17 protein-coding genes are annotated in these 15,530 nt (G+C 63.4%); 10 read left to right on the forward strand and 7 right to left on the reverse strand.

Going from position 1 to position 15,530, the window contains the following annotated elements; translation table 11 throughout:
• Positions 1-5 precede the first annotated feature (5 nt).
• From EDE08_RS04295 to EDE08_RS04325, 7 genes are all read right to left on the reverse strand, one after another.
• Entirely contained in the window at positions 6-965 is a 960-nt protein-coding gene (locus EDE08_RS04295) for a transketolase family protein (protein ID WP_131867555.1), read from the reverse strand.
• A gap of 10 nt (positions 966-975) precedes the next feature.
• Positions 976-1,824, reverse strand: a complete 849-nt coding sequence (locus tag EDE08_RS04300; RefSeq protein ID WP_131867557.1) for a transketolase — start codon at positions 1,822-1,824, stop codon at positions 976-978.
• Positions 1,799-2,836, reverse strand: coding sequence for a phosphotransferase (locus tag EDE08_RS04305; RefSeq protein WP_165935774.1), 1,038 nt, complete (start codon positions 2,834-2,836; stop codon positions 1,799-1,801). Before EDE08_RS04305 ends, EDE08_RS04300 begins: the two co-directional genes overlap by 26 nt.
• Positions 2,833-3,453 (reverse strand): HAD family hydrolase, encoded by a 621-nt coding sequence (locus EDE08_RS04310; protein WP_131867559.1) that lies wholly within the window; start codon positions 3,451-3,453, stop codon positions 2,833-2,835. Before EDE08_RS04310 ends, EDE08_RS04305 begins: the two co-directional genes overlap by 4 nt.
• Entirely contained in the window at positions 3,450-4,451 is a 1,002-nt protein-coding gene (locus EDE08_RS04315; protein WP_131867561.1) for an NAD-dependent epimerase/dehydratase family protein, read from the reverse strand. The genes EDE08_RS04310 and EDE08_RS04315 overlap by 4 nt, the downstream gene beginning before the upstream one ends.
• 26 nt (positions 4,452-4,477) lie before the next feature.
• Positions 4,478-6,043, reverse strand: a complete 1,566-nt coding sequence (locus EDE08_RS04320) for a PfkB family carbohydrate kinase (RefSeq protein WP_131867563.1) — start codon at positions 6,041-6,043, stop codon at positions 4,478-4,480.
• A gap of 84 nt (positions 6,044-6,127) precedes the next feature.
• On the reverse strand, positions 6,128-7,156 hold the full coding sequence (locus EDE08_RS04325; RefSeq protein ID WP_131867565.1) for an SDR family oxidoreductase: 1,029 nt from the start codon (positions 7,154-7,156) through the stop codon (positions 6,128-6,130).
• A 165-nt stretch (positions 7,157-7,321) separates the two neighbouring features.
• Here EDE08_RS04325 and EDE08_RS04330 point away from each other — a divergent pair, with 165 nt between their 5' ends.
• The 10 genes from EDE08_RS04330 (at position 7,322) to rplL (ending at position 15,213) form a co-directional block, all read left to right on the forward strand.
• Complete coding sequence (locus EDE08_RS04330) at positions 7,322-7,909, forward strand: SIS domain-containing protein (protein WP_245524698.1); 588 nt, start codon at positions 7,322-7,324, stop codon at positions 7,907-7,909.
• Positions 7,910-7,921: 12 nt separating this feature from the next.
• Positions 7,922-8,944 carry a lysylphosphatidylglycerol synthase transmembrane domain-containing protein gene (locus tag EDE08_RS04335; protein ID WP_131867569.1) on the forward strand — a complete coding sequence of 341 codons (1,023 nt, stop codon included), beginning with the start codon at positions 7,922-7,924 and terminating at the stop codon, positions 8,942-8,944.
• Positions 8,945-9,026: 82 nt separating this feature from the next.
• Positions 9,027-10,295: a class I SAM-dependent methyltransferase gene (locus EDE08_RS04340; RefSeq protein ID WP_131867571.1), complete on the forward strand. Its 1,269-nt coding sequence runs from the start codon at positions 9,027-9,029 to the stop codon at positions 10,293-10,295.
• A 326-nt stretch (positions 10,296-10,621) separates the two neighbouring features.
• Positions 10,622-10,813 carry a preprotein translocase subunit SecE gene (secE, locus tag EDE08_RS04345; RefSeq protein WP_007611620.1) on the forward strand — a complete coding sequence of 64 codons (192 nt, stop codon included), beginning with the start codon at positions 10,622-10,624 and terminating at the stop codon, positions 10,811-10,813.
• A complete protein-coding gene (gene nusG, locus EDE08_RS04350; RefSeq protein WP_028146088.1) occupies positions 10,813-11,367 on the forward strand; it encodes a transcription termination/antitermination protein NusG in 555 nt (184 codons plus the stop codon). Before secE ends, nusG begins: the two co-directional genes overlap by 1 nt.
• Before the next feature lie 134 nt (positions 11,368-11,501).
• On the forward strand, positions 11,502-11,930 hold the full coding sequence (rplK, locus tag EDE08_RS04355) for a 50S ribosomal protein L11 (RefSeq protein WP_008136439.1): 429 nt from the start codon (positions 11,502-11,504) through the stop codon (positions 11,928-11,930).
• Between the two features lie 6 nt (positions 11,931-11,936).
• Positions 11,937-12,629, forward strand: coding sequence for a 50S ribosomal protein L1 (gene rplA / locus EDE08_RS04360; protein WP_018647230.1), 693 nt, complete (start codon positions 11,937-11,939; stop codon positions 12,627-12,629).
• A gap of 90 nt (positions 12,630-12,719) precedes the next feature.
• Positions 12,720-13,673: a 2-hydroxyacid dehydrogenase gene (locus EDE08_RS04365; protein WP_131867573.1), complete on the forward strand. Its 954-nt coding sequence runs from the start codon at positions 12,720-12,722 to the stop codon at positions 13,671-13,673.
• Positions 13,674-14,262: 589 nt separating this feature from the next.
• Positions 14,263-14,781 carry a 50S ribosomal protein L10 gene (gene rplJ, locus EDE08_RS04370; protein WP_036041495.1) on the forward strand — a complete coding sequence of 173 codons (519 nt, stop codon included), beginning with the start codon at positions 14,263-14,265 and terminating at the stop codon, positions 14,779-14,781.
• Between the two features lie 54 nt (positions 14,782-14,835).
• Positions 14,836-15,213, forward strand: coding sequence for a 50S ribosomal protein L7/L12 (gene rplL / locus EDE08_RS04375; protein ID WP_061876888.1), 378 nt, complete (start codon positions 14,836-14,838; stop codon positions 15,211-15,213).
• Positions 15,214-15,530: the final 317 nt, after the last annotated feature.

A 15,530-nucleotide genomic window follows, 5' to 3' on the forward strand; every position in this document is an offset into this window, starting at 1 on the left:
ACCCGTCAGGTGGAATGAAGTTGAGGGGAGGAGGTGCGCGAGGCGGCGAGCGCGTGCTCGATCGAGGTCGCAATCGCACCAGCGGAAAGGCCGTGCTTCTTCAGGAGCGAGTCCTGCGAGCCGTAATTGTGCATGAAGCGGTCCGGCAGCGACAGACGCAGCATCGCGGGGAAGCCGGAGCCGAGCTTGTCGATCAAGGCCTCCGCGACCGCGCTGCCCAGGCCACCGGAGGGCACGTGCTCCTCCAGCGTCGCCACGAGCCTGGTGCCGCGGACCGCCTGCAGCAGGGCCGCGGTGTCGAGCGGCTTCACCGTGTGCATGTGCAGGATGCCGGCGCGAATGCCTTGCGCGGCCAGCAGGTCGGCCGCGGCGAGGGCGCGCTGGAGCATGATGCCCGTGGTCACCATGAGGACGTCGCCTTGCGGGCGCATCAGGATGGCCTTGCCGATCTCAAAGCCGTGCTCGGCCTTGGAAACGACGGCATCGCCGCCCTTGCCGAGCCGGATGTAGATCGGACCCTTCCAGTCGAGCGTCTGCTCCATCATGCGCGCGGCCTCGTCGGCGTCGCACGGGCAGATCACCGTCATGTTCGGCAGCGCGCGCATGATGGCGATGTCCTCGATCGCCTGGTGCGTGGGGCCGAGCGGCGCGTAGACGAGCCCGCCGCCATTGGCGATCAGCCGGACCGGCAGATTGTGCAGGCAGAGATCGACCGCCACCTGCTCGTAGCAGCGGCGGGTGAGGAAGGTCGCGATGGTGTTGACGTAGGGCACGAAGCCCTCCATCGCGAGGCCGGCCGACATGCCGATGATGTGCGCTTCCGAAATGCCTTCGATCAGATGGCGCTTGGGAAACTCCTTGCTCATTGCGCGCAAGGTGCCCGCGCCGGGATCGGAGCCGATGTAAAGCACCCGCTCGTCGCGCGCGGCGAGCTTGTGGACCATGTTCATCGCTGTGTTGCGCATGGGGAGCCGATCAAAAATCGCCGACGGCGACGCGGATGGCGTCTAGCTCGCTGTCGGTCAGCTTGTTCTTGTGATGCCAATCGGCGTTGGATTCCGCCGGCGGCAGACCCTTGCCCTTGACGGTATGGCAGATGATCGCGGTGGGTTTGCCCGGAACGGCCGGGACCTGCTTCAGGACGGCGCGCAGCGCGCCGACGTCGTGGCCATTGAGCTCCTGCACGGCAAAGCCGAAGCTGCGCCATTTGTCCGCAAGCGGCTCCAGCGGCAGCACGTAGTCGGTCGGCCCGTAGCTCTGGAGCTTGTTGTAGTCGATCATCGCGACCAGGTTGTCGAGCCCGTGCTTGGCCGCGCCCATCGCGGCTTCCCACACCGATCCCTCGTTGATCTCGCCGTCGCCGAGCAAGACGAAGGTCCGGTAGCTGCGCTCGCGCATGCGCGCGGCGAGCGCGAGTCCGACACCGATCGACAGGCCGTGGCCGAGCGCGCCGGTCGAGGCCTCGACGCCCGGCACCATGCCGTATTCGGGATGTCCGCCCAGGATGCTGTCGGACCCGCAGAAGCCGTCCAGCTCCGACAGGGGAAAGAAGCCGCGATCGGCCAGCAGCGCATAGAGCGCCAGACAACCGTGTCCCTTGCTCAGGATCGCGCGGTCACGATCGGGATCTCGCGGGTTCTTAGGATCGATCCGCAACACGTCGTCGTAGAGCACGCGGACCATCTCGATCAACGACAGAGCCGGACCGACATGTCCGCGTCCGGCCGAGCGGACAGAACCGAGGACCAGGCGGCGCAAATAAAGGCTGCGCTCGTCCAGCGTGCAGGTGAGGGCGGCTTCAGCGTGGGGTGAGATCTGGATCACGTTGGCAAATCGTTTGATGGAGCCGGCGGGCTTTGTCGAACTGGCCGGCGAGGCGGACCGTCAGATCGCCACCTTGCGCAGCCAGGGCGCGCCGGGAGCGGCTTTCCGGCAAATAGACATTCAGGACAATCAGGCACCAAATCGCCCCGAACACAGGATACAGTACGTCACGGCGGATCGCAAACGCGTCATCCCCAGCTTCGAAGGTGCGCGAGAGCCGTTCGATCAATCGGTTAGCGCCGGCAGCGGGCAGATCGCTGCCGGGATGGATCGCGGTGTCGGTCACGAGCTTGACCGGGTCGTCCCAGCCGAAATACTCGAAGTCGATGAAGCGCAATTTGCCGTCGTCGGTGCGCAGTGCGTTGTGCAGTCCGAAATCCGACGGGCTCAATGCACGATGGGCGGGCGCAAGGGCCGCTGCGGGATCCAGGCCCAGTTCCGCATAACGGCGACGGAGTTGTCGGATTGCGACGGCGGTGCTGGGAACCAGGCTGCTGTCCATGAACGCGCGCAGGTCCGGATGATCCTGCGATGCCTGCCGTAGTCCGTCCAGGCGCTGCTCGTACTGCGCGATGGCTTCCTCGGGCGAAAAGATGCTGGCTGACGCGCTTCGCAAATTCTGTGCGCCGTCCGCGCTGCGCAGCTGTTGCAGCTCAATCAGGAAATCGGCCAGCTGATCGGCATCATCGTCCTGAGGATGCAGAACTGCCGCATCCCCGTCGAACCATTGATACAACGCGCAGAACGCAGCCGGATCTTTCGCGATCGGCCGCGGCGTCGACGTGATGCCGTGCCGCGACAGAAACGAGAGTGCATCATATTCCTGTCCCAGGCGATCACGCCCGTCGGACGGATAGTGCTTGAGGGCGAGGGGCGGTCCCTCCGCCATCTCCAGCCGAAACACCCGGTTGTTGCCACCGGACCGCGCCGGTTGGGCGGCCGCGACCCGCGCGCCGGAGAGGCGGCCGCCGATCGCGATCGCATCCTCGACGCTGATGTCGGGCTCGCTCATTGCGCGAACACTCCGCGGTGGATGTCGGCCCAGGTTGCAATCGGCTCGCAATGATCAGGATGGGGAGGCCGCGACTGCGTGAACAGGATCGATCGCGTCGTCTTCGGAAAATGCGGCTGCTCGAACACATCGACGAGATCGTCAATGAAGATATCGAGCTGCAGGCTCGCAAGCCGCTCGACCTTGGCCGCCAGCGTGTCCTCGAAATAGATATTGCCCACGGCTAGCGCCGCACCGGCGGCGTCGATGAGACCCGCTCCCCTCAACCAGCCGCGCGCGGCCTCGCGCAAGTCGACGCGGTCGGGATCCTGATGGCCGAACTGCGTCTTGTGGCTGACGATATAGACGCTCGCGCCGGCCTTGCGGCACGTTGCTAGGAACTCGCGGACTCCAGGATAGATCTCGGCGCCGCCAATTCCCTTGCCGTAGACGAACCCTTGCAGCCCTTGCCAGGCAAGCTCGCCGCCCGCGCGGGGTCGCAGATAATCCCGCACCTCGGACTTCAGCCCGTCCCAGCCCTCCGGCACCAGCCCACGCTGCCGCGCGACGGCGGCAAAGACCTTGTCGTAGCAGATGATCGTGTTGTCGAAGTCGATGCCGATCCGCACGCCGCTCACTTCAGGCTGATGTTCTGCATCATCTTGATGTTGAAATACCTGGGGTCGTTGAGCGAGTTCGGCAGGCGGCCCGCCTTGAAGGCCTCCACGAGGCCGGACACGGCCTGCTCGATCGTGTGCGTCGGCGCAAAGCCGAGCTCGCGTCGGATCTTCTCCGATGAGACGTGGTATGAGCGCAGATCGTCGGTCGGCTCGACGGCCACGTCGACGTTGTTTCCGACCACCGATTTGACGATGTCTGCGATCTTCATCAGCGAGTGGTTCTCGTAGCCGATGTTGTAGGTCTTGCCGTCGATCTTCGCGTCATCCTGCTGGAGCAGGAACAGATAGGCCGCGGACATGTCCTCGATGTGCAGGTTGGGCCGTTTCTGCGTTCCGCCGAACACGCGGATGCGGCCGGTGTTGACCGCGAGATTGGTCAGGATATTGACGACGACGTCGAGCCGCTGCCGCGGTGCGTAGCCGCAGACGGTGGCGGGACGAACCGTACAGGTGACGAAGCCGGATGCGGCCTCGTCGGCAAGATCGGTCTCGCACATCGCCTTGAACTTCGAGTAGTCCGTCAGCGGCTCGCAGGACAGCTCCTCGGTCACCTCGGCCTCGTCCTTGATGCCGTATACGCTGGACGAGGACGCATAGATGAAGCGCTTGATGCCGGCCTTCTTCGCAGCGCGCACCATCGGACGGAAGCAGTCGTAGTTGATGGACTTGCCGAGCGTCGGATCCAGCTCGAACGAGGGGTCGTTCGAGATGCAGGCGAGATGGATCACCGCATTGTTGCCGCGCAGGGCCTCGTTGATCGCGGCCTCATCGCGGATGTCGCCCTTGATCAGGCGCAGATTGGGATTGTCGCGGACGGCGTTGAAGACGTCCTCACCATACATGAACAGGTCGAGCACTGTGACCTTGTGGCCCGCCGCCAGCAACTGGGGAACCAGCACGCTGCCGACATAGCCGGCGCCACCGGTGACCATCACATTCCATTTCTGACCAATCACTGTCGTTCTCCAGATTCCCGTTCGCGTCACTTCAACAACGCGGTGACAAATTTGACCAGCGGCGCCTTTTCGACCGAGCTGCGGTGGCCGACGATGCCCACCTTGATCGCGCCCGCCGCGTTGCCGATGAAGGCGACGTCTTCGATGTTGCCGCCGGCTGCCACCAGCGGCGCCGTAATCGTCAGGAAGGCATCGCCGGCACCGACCGTATCCACGACGGTCTTGGTGAAGGCGGGCACGCGGGCGACGCCGGTCTTCGACGAGAAGGGGTAGCAGCCGAAGGAGCCGTGCGTGATGATCATGTTGTCGCAATCGATCTTGCGGTGCAGGCGGTCCTGGATCACCGAAGCGATGTCGCTGAACTTGTCGGTGGCCGCCAGGCGCGCTTCCGGAGCGTCGATGCAGACGTAGTCGGCGCGCGGATATTTCGTGATCAGATTGTAGCCGTGGTTGCCGCTGTTGCTCTGGGCGTTGACCGCAAGGAACTTGGAGTTCGCGATCAGCGTGTCGATCGTGCTGGGTGCGATCATGCCGTGGCCGAAATCGGTGACGATGACCACGTCGCCGCCGCGCACGCGCTCGGCGGTGACGCGGTCGATCTCCTTGCGCTCGGCCTCGTCGAGCGGCGTGTCGTCCATGGTGTAGACTTCGAACAGCTTGTGCAGGTAGCCCATCTCGACGTACCGCAATTTGCGGGTGGTCGGGCGTCCCTGAATGCGGATCGGGGTGAGCGTGACATTCGGGCGGACATGCGCGCGGATGAACTCTTCCGGGTAGTCCTTGCCACCCAGCGTCGTGACGATCTCCACCGACTTGCAGAAGCTCGCCACGTGATTGGCCGCGGCGATGACACCGCCGGCAAATTGCTCGCCGTTCTTGAACAGAGTGGCGACAATGTTCTCCTTCGAGGCCTTTCCGAGCGCCGTGACATACTGGTATTCGTCGATGATGGTATCGCCGACAAGCACGACGTGCATGTCCTGGATCTTGTCGATCAGCTTCAGCAGGCGTTCGGCGCCACCGCTTTCGCGCACCTTCTGGAGGTAATCGCGCAGAGGGGGGTCGTAGATGTCGAAGTAGCGGTTCATCAGCGACGACGAGCTGAAGGTCACGTCGCGGGTGAAGACGATGCGGCCGCCATGGCGTTCGACGGCCTCCCGCTCGACGGCGATCTTGCCGGTGACGTCATCCTCGGGATTCTCGTAGTCGGAGCCCTTCACGTAGATGTCTGGGCGCACGGTATCGAGGATCGGCTCGGCGCTGGATGTCCGGTTGATGCCGACCCAGTCGACGGTGCCGAGCGCGGCCAGCATCTCGGCGCGCATGTTCTCCGGAAAGATCGGCCGTCCCGGGCCCTTGTTGACGAAGCGGTCCGCCGTGACGGTCACGATGACCACATCGGCCTCATTGCGTGCCGCCAGGATGTGCCGGACGTGGCCGAGATGCACGAGATCGAACACGCCATGGCAGAGCGCAACTGTCCGGCCTTCGGCCTGCGCGGCCCGCGCGATCTCGCCCAGTTCCTCGACCGTCTTGATCTTCTGGTGCGGCGCCGGATGAATGGTCGGCTTGTCGGTCGGAACATTACCCATGTGAATTATCCAAAGCGCGGGTCGGTCTGGCCGGCCCGGAAATGATCGGTTGGCGGCACGAAAGTCGGGGTCGAACGAGTCTGCTCAACGGCCCGCCTTCTGCGCAGTGCCGGACGCCGCATCGCCGCCGTCGCCGAGATATTTGAACCAGTCCTTGGTGGCATCGGCGATCTTGTCCACCGTCCACAGGGGCGCGTCCCTGTACTGGTCCATCGACTTCAGCATCGTCGCGACGCCATCCTCGAACTTCACCTTCGGCGCCCATTTCAGGACCCGTTTGATCTTGGTGATGTCGGCGTATGTGCAATCGGGCTCGCCGGGACGCTTGGGAATATGGACCTTGTCGCCGCCGAGAAGTTCGACCAGCCGGTTGACGCTGTAGGTGTTGTCCGAACCGACGTTGAATATCTCATGTGAGACATCGGAGCGCGCGGCGGTCACGAAAGCATCGGCGACATCGCTGACGAAGGTGAAGTCGCGGGTCTGCTCGCCATCGCCGACCACGGTGAAGGGCTTGCCCGCGAGCTTCTGCGCCATGAACACGCCGAACACGGCACCGTAGGTGCCCGTGGTGCGATGGCGGGGCCCGTACACGTTGAACAGGCGTAGCGCCACGGCAGGCAGCTTGTAGACCTGGCACCAGTGCATGACGCACTGCTCGCCGAGATTCTTGGTGAGTGCGTAGGGATACATCGGCCGGATCTCGGCGCTCTCCGGCGTCGGATAGGCGTCGGGGATACCGTAGCAGGACGATGACGCCGCATAGACGAAGCGGCGGACGCCCGCGTGCCGCGCAGCCTCGAGAACGTTGACCGTGCCGTCCACGTTGGCGCGGTGATACGGGATAGGGGACTCGATCGAGGGAACGATGTCAGCCAGTGCTGCGAGATGGAAGACCCAATCGACACCGTGGAAATACGGTTTGATCGCGTCAAGGTCGGTGACGTCCGCCCGTACGACCTTCAACTGGCTCGAACTGGCGCGCGCGGCCAGATTTTCGGCGCGTCCGATAACGAAATTATCGAGCGCAATAACTTCATGGCCATCGTCGAGCAGGCGATCGACGAGGTGGCTGCCAATGAATCCGGCGCCGCCAGTAACGATGCATTTCATGGGGAACATCCGTGACGCGAATGCCCAGCGAAACAGGCTCGCCAATGTTGAGTGAAACCCGAAAGCCGACTACCAGCCGCTCGCAAACTTTGCAAGTATTATACCTTTGCAATCCTTGGTAATAGCCGGTATCACCCGGACATGTTGCAATCGAGCCGCCAGCCCATGCCCGCCGAGTCCGTCGATCCCGACCACAAGGCCTTTCTCGACGACTACGTGGGCCGCCTGCATCGCGCGACGGCGATCGACGACGGTATTTTTGCCAGGATTTCCGCCACGCGCGCGTTCTGGTTGCGCACGCGGGAGCAGGGCGGTCGCGTCATCTTCATCGGCAATGGCGGCTCAGCCGGCATCGCCTCGCATCTGGCGATCGATCTGGCGAAGAATGCGTCGGTGCCTGCACTTTGCTTCAGCGATGCGAGCATGATGTCGTGCCTTGCCAACGACTACGGCTTCGAGGACTGGATCGCGCACGCAGTACGCCTGAATGCCCGCGCCGGCGATTGCCTCGTCGCGATCAGCTCGTCCGGACGTTCGAAGAACATCCTCAATGCGGTTGCGCAGGCGCGCACGATGAAGCTCGACGTGATCACGCTGTCGGGCATGAATGCTGACAATCCGCTGCGCAACCTCGGCGACGTCAATTTCTGGGTCGACAGCCGCAGCTACAACATTGTCGAGACCACGCACCAGTTCTGGATGATGGCCGCAATCGACCTCGTCATCGGTCGTGCGGAATATCCGGCGTCCTGAGGCGGGCATCCGATGCAGTCGCGATTCAAGCATGCGGCCCTGTTTTCGGTGAAGCTGCTGCTGTCGGTCGCGGTGCTGGTCTATATCGCGCGCGGCCTCGACCTGCGCCAATTGCGAACTCATCTCGTCTCGGTCGATCCTGTCCTGTTCGTCGTCGCGTTTGCGCTGATCTTCTTCCAGACCTTCGTGCTCAACGGCCGGTGGGAGCTGATCATGCGTGCGCTCGGCGTGCCGCTGAACTGGCTCGCGGGCTGGCGGATCCTCATGATCAGCCTCTGGTTCAATCAGGTGTTGCCGTCGTCGGTCGGCGGGGACGCGGTGCGGATGTGGCTGCTCCGCCAACGTGGCGTGCAGTGGTCGGAGGCGGTCAAGGGCGTTGCGGCAGACCGCTTCACGGCGTTGATCGGGCTGATCGTGCTGATGGTGGCCGGATTGCCGTTTCTGCTGTCACGCGTGTCCAATCCGGCCGCGATCCTCGCCATCGGCGGACTGACGCTGGCGGGCGTCGCCGGCACCGTGGTCCTGCTGACGCTCGACCGTCTGCCGAAACGCCTCATTGCGCTTCCCGCGATCGCAAGCTTCGTCCGGTTCGGAACGCTCGTCAGGTTTCTTCTGCTGCAATCCGAGCGCCGTGGTCTGCTGTTCGGATCCGCGCTTCTCATCCATCTCGTGACGGCGGCGGCCTGCTACACCCTGGCGCGCGGAGTCGGAGCGCAGCTTTCCGTGCTGGACGCAGGCATCCTGATCCCGCCGGTCGTGCTGTTGACGGCCGTTCCGATCTCGATCAGCGGTTGGGGCGTTCGCGAAGGGGCGATGGTCGCCTGCCTCGGTCTTGCGGGTGTGCCGTCCGAGGAAGCGCTGTCGGTTTCACTCCTCTTGGGTGCCATCAGCGTGATCGTTGGCCTCGTCGGCGGCGTGATCTGGCTGGCGAGTCCGGAGCGCGGGTCGTATTCCGCTGACAAGGCCGCCAGGGCGGCGGAGGAAGCGCCCGGTTTCGCGCTGGGGCAGGGCACGGAAGTCTCGAGCCACTCATGACCTGCGTAAGCCCATTGCCGATCTGGTCTTCACAGGATGGGATTATCTCATTCGCTCGCGTATCTCACATCTCGGTTCCACGATGAAAAACCTGTTCTACGTCCGCAATACCTGCCGCCTCTGTCATTCGGACAAGCAAGAGCTGGTCGTCCCGATGGCCGGTATGCCCATCGGCACGCCGAACTTCCAGGTGCCCAACGCCAGTGCTGACGACCCCGTCTTTCGCGCCGCCGTGCCGATGGCGCTCTATTTGTGCAGGGACTGCGGCCACCTCCAGATTCTCCATGTCGGCAATCCGGAGATCCAGTACCGCAACTACGTCTATACCACCTCGCTGTCGCTCGGCTTGCGCGAACACTTCGCCGGCTATGCCAACGACGTCGTCAGCCGCTTCGAGGTGGCGCCTGGCTCGCTGATCCTGGAACTCGGCAGCAACGACGGCTCGCTACTTGGCTTCTTCAAAGAGCGCGGCATGCGGGTGCTGGGGGTCGACCCCGCCGTCGATATCGCGCGGCGCGCGACGGAGGCGGGTATCGAGACCATCGGCGATTTCTTCACCGACGCCATCGGGCGCCGCATCCTTCAGAGCCATGGTGCGGCGAGCGTCGTGATCGCGAACAACATGATCGCCAATGTCGACAATCTCGATCCGCTGGTGATCGGAGTGCGCGACGTGCTCGCGCCGGACGGATTGTTCGTCTTTGAAACGCAATACGGCGTCGACGTCACCGAGAAGAACCTGCTCGACACCGTCTATCACGAGCATCTGTCGTATTTTAACATCAAGCCGCTGACGCGCTTCTTCGCCCGGCTCGGCATGGAAGTGATCGACGTCCAGCACATCTGGACCAAGGGCGGCTCCATTCGCGTGACGGTCCAGCGGGCGGGCGGGGCGCGGAAGCCGTCGGCCGAGGTTGCGCGGTTCATCGCCGAGGAAGACCGGCTCGGCGTGGACCAGCCGGCCTACTACGCGCCCTATGTGAAGAGGATCGCCGCCATCCGCGACGAATTGGTCGCGATGGCCGATGCCGCCCATGCGCGGGGCCAACAGGTCGCGGGCTACGGCGTCTCGGTCGGCACCACGACCCTGCTGCCGCAGTTCGGCCTGGAGAACAAGATCGACTTCCTGGTGGACGACGATCCCAACAAGGGCAACGTGATGGCCGGCCCGGGATACGACATTCCAATTCTGCCGCCGGCTGCCCTGTACGAGCGCAAACCGGCGTTCGTCGTCGTGTTCGCCTGGCGCTACGTCGACCCGATTCGAGCCAAGCACGCCCGCTATTTCGCCGAAGGCGGGAAGTTCGTGGTGCCGCTGCCGGGTATTTCCATGATCGACCGGGCCGACTGACCGTTCCCGGCTGATGCTCCTTTGAGGGATCGAACGTTGCGGGCGGTGGATAACCCCTTGATCCGCATGGCTTCCGCACCCAGGGGGCGGGGGAGGGCGGATTGCCGCGCGAAGTCTCTTTACCTTGACCTTTGGCCCCATCCGCAGTAGATACCCCGCACTCGCAGCCGGCCCGTTAGACGCGGATTTCCGGCGCGGCCTTGAAATCCCCGAACAATCGAGCCCGGTTTCCGGCTCATCCTTCGAGACAGAGGGCTGGGCTAACGGCGGCTGTTCGGATCCCCGAAATTCATTCGCGTCTGTCGACGGACGTTGGACATCAAACGATGGCAGTCAGCCCGTTCAAGTTCTTGCAGGAAGTGCGCTCGGAGACCGCCAAGGTCACTTGGCCGACCCGTCGTGAGACCACGATCACCACCATCATGGTGTTTGTCATGGTCGCCGTCGCCTCGATCTTCTTCTTCGCCGCCGACCAGATCATCCGCTACCTCATCACCTTCCTCCTGGGCATTCACTGATGGCAACGGCAACCGCTCAAGTGTCCGACAAGCGCTGGTACATCGTTCACGCCTATTCGAACTTCGAGAAGAAGGTCGCCGAATCGATCCGCGAGCAGGCCAAGCAGCGCGGCCTCGAGGATCTGTTCGAGCTGGTGCTGGTTCCGACCGAGAAGGTCACGGAAGTGCGCCGCGGCCGCAAGATTGATGCCGAGCGCAAGTTCTTCCCAGGCTATGTGCTGGTGAAGATGAAGCTGACCGACGAGGCGTTCCATCTGATCAAGAACACGCCGAAGGTAACGGGCTTCCTCGGCGCGGAAAACAAGCCGATGCCGATCTCTGAGGCCGAGGCCATGCGCATCCTGCACCAGGTGCAGGAGGGTGTGGAACGGCCGAAGGCGTCGGTCTCGTTCGAGATCGGCGAGAACGTGCGCGTGGCCGACGGCCCGTTCGCCTCGTTCTCGGGTGTCGTCGAGGAAATCGACGAGGCGCGCTCGCGCGTGAAGGTCGCGGTGTCGATCTTCGGCCGCGCAACGCCGGTCGAGCTGGAATTCGGTCAGGTCGAGAAGGTCTGACCGGACGAGGCGTGAGGCTTCAGGCCTTGCGCGACAAGAGGCCGTGGGAGGACGAGGGCGGTTGCCAGCCGCACATCGATCCCGACCACGAACCTGAAACCGCCGGCGACATGCCGGCACAACAGGAGTGATACATGGCAAAGAAAGTGACCGGATACCTGAAGCTTCAGGTCCCGGCCGGTGCGGCGAATCCTTCGCCCCCGATCGGTCCCGCGCTTGGTCAGCGCGGTCTCAACATCATGGAGTTCTGCAAGGCATTCAACGCCCAGACCCAGAAGGAAGAGAAGAACACCCCGATTCCCGTCGTGATCACGATCTACGCCGATCGTTCATTCACGTTCGAGATGAAGACCCCCCCGATGTCCTTCTTCCTCAAGCAGGCTGCCAAGATCCAGTCCGGCTCGAAGGCGCCGGGCCGCGACAAGGCCGGCAAGGTGACCAAGGCGCAGGTGCGCGAGATCGCCGAGAAGAAGATGAAGGATTTGAATTGCGACACCATCGAATCGGCCATGAAGATGGTCGAGGGCTCTGCCCGTTCGATGGGTCTGGAAGTTGCGGGGTAAGCGGTCATGGCAATCGGAAAGCGTTTGAACAAAGCCCGCGAAGGCATTGATCGCGAAAAGCTTTACCCGCTCGCGGACGCCATCAAGATGGTCAAGGAGCGCGCCAAGGCGAAGTTCGACGAGACCATCGAGGTCGCGATCAATCTCGGTGTCGATCCGCGTCACGCCGACCAGATGGTTCGCGGCGTCGTGACCCTGCCGAACGGCACCGGCCGTACGCTCCGCGTCGGCGTGTTCGCCCGGGGCGCCAAGGCCGACGAAGCCAAGGCGGCCGGTGCTGACGTCGTCGGCGCAGAGGACCTGGTCGAGAAGGTGCAGAACGGCTCGATCGATTTCGACCGCTGCATCGCCACCCCCGACATGATGCCGCTGGTCGGCCGGTTGGGTAAGGTGCTCGGCCCCCGCGGCCTGATGCCGAACCCGAAGATCGGCACCGTGACCATGGACGTCACCGGCGCGGTGAAGGGTGCCAAGGGCGGCTCGGTCGAGTTCCGCGTCGAGAAGGCCGGCATCCTGCAGGCCGGCGTCGGCAAGGCCTCGTTCTCCGAGGAGAAGCTGGTCGAGAACATCAAGGCCTTGGCCGATGCCGTCTCCAAGGCGAAGCCGGCTGGTTCCAAGGGTACCTACATCCAGCGCGTTGCGGTGTCCTCGACCATGGGCCCGGGCGTGAAGGTCGAGCCGGGCACCATTCTCGGCTAAGGTTTGGAAATTGCATGAGGCGAGGGGCGGAATTGGGCAACCGATTCCGCCCCTCGTCGTTTGTGGCGGCGCTCACTGGAAACAAAAACAATGGCTGACAAGGTCCTGATTTACTCGCGCTTTCCCAAGACGATGATGGCGCGTTTCGCCGAGCGGTTCGAACTGCTCGACACCGCTGGCAAGCCCGCGCACGAGGTTTTTCCGGCGGACGAACTCAGGGGTATCCGCGCGATGCTGACCGCGGGCGGGACCCCGCTCGGCGCGGAGGCGATGGACCTGTTTCCAAAGCTCGGCGCCATCATCTGCTACGGTACCGGTTATGACGGCGTCGATCTGAAGGCGGCCGCCGCGCGCAACATCGCCGTCGGCCACAGCCCGGGCGCCAATGCGGCTTCGGTCGCCGATATCGCGATGACCTTGATGCTGGCGGCGACGCGGCGGCTCCTGGTCGCCGACCAATATGTCCGCAGTGGCGACTGGGCCGCGTCAAAACAGTCGCCAATGATGCGGCCTCAGGCCGGCATGCCCGGCCGTCGCATCGGCGTCTACGGCATGGGCGAGATCGGCCGCAAGATCGCCGTGCGCTGCGCGGCTTTCGAGAGCGAGGTCGGCTATTTCAGCCGCACCAGATATGATCTGCCCTATCGATATTTTTCCTCTCTGGAGGCCCTGGCCGACTGGTGCAGCGTCCTGATGATCGCGGTCCGGGCAGGGGCCGACACCCAGCACGTCGTCAATGCCGATATCCTTCGGCGACTCGGCGCGGACGGCTATGTCGTCAACATTTCCCGCGGCTCCGTCATCGACGAGAAAGCTCTGGTCGCGGCGCTCGCCGACAAGACCATCGCCGGCGCCGGCCTCGACGTCTTTGAGCAGGAACCGCACGTCCCCGATGCGCTGACGGCGCTGCCGAACGTGGTTTTCGCCCCGCATATCGGCGGCCACACCCTAGAATCGCACGTTGCCATGCAGAATTGCGTCCTGGCCAACCTGACCGCGTTCTTCGAGGGCAAACCGCTCCCTTACGCGGTCAAATCGTCCTGAATCGGGCCTTGTCAACCGAGATCAAGCCTGGCCGGCAATCGATTGGAACTGGTGTGAATTTTGCTCTTGGCAAGCAGGCCCGGAGCGGTTAAAGAACCGCCTCCGAACGTACCGGCCTCGGCTGGCGCGTTCGTGCACGCATTCCGAAAAACCGGCATGACAGGAGATCATTCCTTTTCAGGACGTCCGCAAGGATTTGCCCGAAAAGGAAGGAAAACCCGTCGGTTGGCTGGGGTGCGGGCAGAGGTCGGGCGGTTCGCCGGCTGGCCTCGTCCTGTCCAAGACTGCAGGCGCCTGCGGGAAATTTCGATTTCTCAACGGCTTAATCGCATGGCCTGCATAGACGGGTGAAGACCGGATTTCACTTCGCGCCCAGCTTTAACGGTTGGGTTCGCGAAACGGGTCTGGTTCGGACCTCGACACGCCGTGGGCCTCCAAAGGGGGGCTCCCGGAGGGCAGGCTTTGAATTGTCGTCTTGCCCGGCGTGTCCGATGGGTTTTTGGCCCGGAGGTTCAGGTTCGGGTGGGACGATGGGTGCAACCCGGCGGTCCCGCTTCTCGCGATGACCGCCAACCGGAGAGAGCTTGCTGTGGAACGAGCGGCAAAAAAAGAGGCGGTCGAACAGCTCAACGAGGTCTTCAAGACCACGAGCGTCGCGATCGTTGCTCAATATTCCGGCCTCACCGTCGCCCAAATGCAGAAGCTGCGCCAGCAGATGAAGCAGGCGGGTGCGTCGGTGAAGGTCTCGAAGAACCGTCTCGCCAAAATTGCTCTTGAAGGCACTGACGTCGTTGCCATCGGCCCCATGCTGAAGGGGCCGACCGTGATCGCAACTTCCAACGATCCGGTAGCGGCGCCAAAGGTCGCCATCGAATTTGCCAAGGCGAACGAAAAGTTCGTCATCGTTGGCGGGTCGATGGGCAAGACCGTCCTGAATGTCGACGGCGTGAAGGCGCTTGCCTCGCTGCCGTCGCTTGACGAACTGCGTGGCAAGATCGTCGGCCTCATCGTGGCCCCGGCGACCAAGCTGGCCCAGCTCGCCAACGCGCCCGCGGGCAAGCTCGCGCGCGTCATCCAGGCTCATGCCTCAAAGGGCGAAGCGGCCTGACGCCCTTCGCAAAACTCAAACCCGAACCAGACTTACACTCAAGGAAACTGAACAATGGCTGACTTGCAGAAGATCGTTGACGACCTCTCGAGCCTCACCGTGCTCGAAGCTGCCGAACTGGCGAAGCTCCTCGAAGAGAAGTGGGGCGTTTCGGCCGCCGCGGCCGTCGCCGTGGCCGGCCCGGCTGCTGGTGGCGCCGCTGCCGCTCCGGCGGAAGAGAAGACCGAGTTCACGGTCGTTCTCGCCAGCGCCGGCGACAAGAAGATCGAGGTCATCAAGGAAGTCCGCGCCATCACCGGTCTCGGCCTGAAGGAAGCAAAGGACCTCGTCGAGGGCGCGCCGAAGCCTGTCAAGGAAGGCGTGAACAAGGACGAAGCCGACAAGATCAAGGCCCAGCTCGAGAAGGCTGGTGCCAAGGTTGAGCTGAAGTAACGCAAGTTACTTCAGCGAATTCCCGGGCTCGCGAAGCGGGGCCCGGGATCTCGTCCCAAGATCGTGGATGGTCGGGTCAAGCCCGGCCATGACGATCGGAAGGACCGGCGTCAGATGCAAAAGGCGTGCGACGGAACGTCCCGGCGCAGGCCGAACACGAAAAAGTGTGGGGATTTGAGGGTTTACCCCTCGAATCTACACTATTGTCGCCCCATATCGGGTCGGCAGCACGAAAGCGCGGTGGACAGGGATACCGGATTTCCCTGTAAGCCGTTGGGAGAGCAGGCTATTTCGGGCTTTTGCAGTCCGTGAAGACG

This window comes from Bradyrhizobium sp. R2.2-H (assembly GCF_004346455.1).
Classification (GTDB): domain Bacteria; phylum Pseudomonadota; class Alphaproteobacteria; order Rhizobiales; family Xanthobacteraceae; genus Bradyrhizobium; species Bradyrhizobium diversitatis.

Excerpts from the sequence above, each read along its gene's own strand:
- rplL (WP_061876888.1), top strand. The coding sequence starts at position 14,836 with ATGGCTGACTTGCAGAAGATCGTTGACGACCTCTCGAGCCTCACCGTG.
- rplA (WP_018647230.1), top strand. The coding sequence starts at position 11,937 with ATGGCAATCGGAAAGCGTTTGAACAAAGCCCGCGAAGGCATTGATCGC.
- rplK (WP_008136439.1), top strand. The coding sequence starts at position 11,502 with ATGGCAAAGAAAGTGACCGGATACCTGAAGCTTCAGGTCCCGGCCGGT.
- secE (WP_007611620.1), top strand. The coding sequence starts at position 10,622 with ATGGCAGTCAGCCCGTTCAAGTTCTTGCAGGAAGTGCGCTCGGAGACC.
- EDE08_RS04320 (WP_131867563.1), bottom strand. The coding sequence starts at position 6,043 with ATGGGTAATGTTCCGACCGACAAGCCGACCATTCATCCGGCGCCGCAC.
- nusG (WP_028146088.1), top strand. The coding sequence starts at position 10,813 with ATGGCAACGGCAACCGCTCAAGTGTCCGACAAGCGCTGGTACATCGTT.
- EDE08_RS04365 (WP_131867573.1), top strand. The coding sequence starts at position 12,720 with ATGGCTGACAAGGTCCTGATTTACTCGCGCTTTCCCAAGACGATGATG.
- EDE08_RS04335 (WP_131867569.1), top strand. The coding sequence starts at position 7,922 with ATGCAGTCGCGATTCAAGCATGCGGCCCTGTTTTCGGTGAAGCTGCTG.
- EDE08_RS04340 (WP_131867571.1), top strand. The coding sequence starts at position 9,027 with ATGAAAAACCTGTTCTACGTCCGCAATACCTGCCGCCTCTGTCATTCG.
- EDE08_RS04305 (WP_165935774.1), bottom strand. The coding sequence starts at position 2,836 with ATGAGCGAGCCCGACATCAGCGTCGAGGATGCGATCGCGATCGGCGGC.
- EDE08_RS04295 (WP_131867555.1), bottom strand. The coding sequence starts at position 965 with ATGCGCAACACAGCGATGAACATGGTCCACAAGCTCGCCGCGCGCGAC.
- EDE08_RS04325 (WP_131867565.1), bottom strand. The coding sequence starts at position 7,156 with ATGAAATGCATCGTTACTGGCGGCGCCGGATTCATTGGCAGCCACCTC.
- EDE08_RS04330 (WP_245524698.1), top strand. The coding sequence starts at position 7,322 with ATGCCCGCCGAGTCCGTCGATCCCGACCACAAGGCCTTTCTCGACGAC.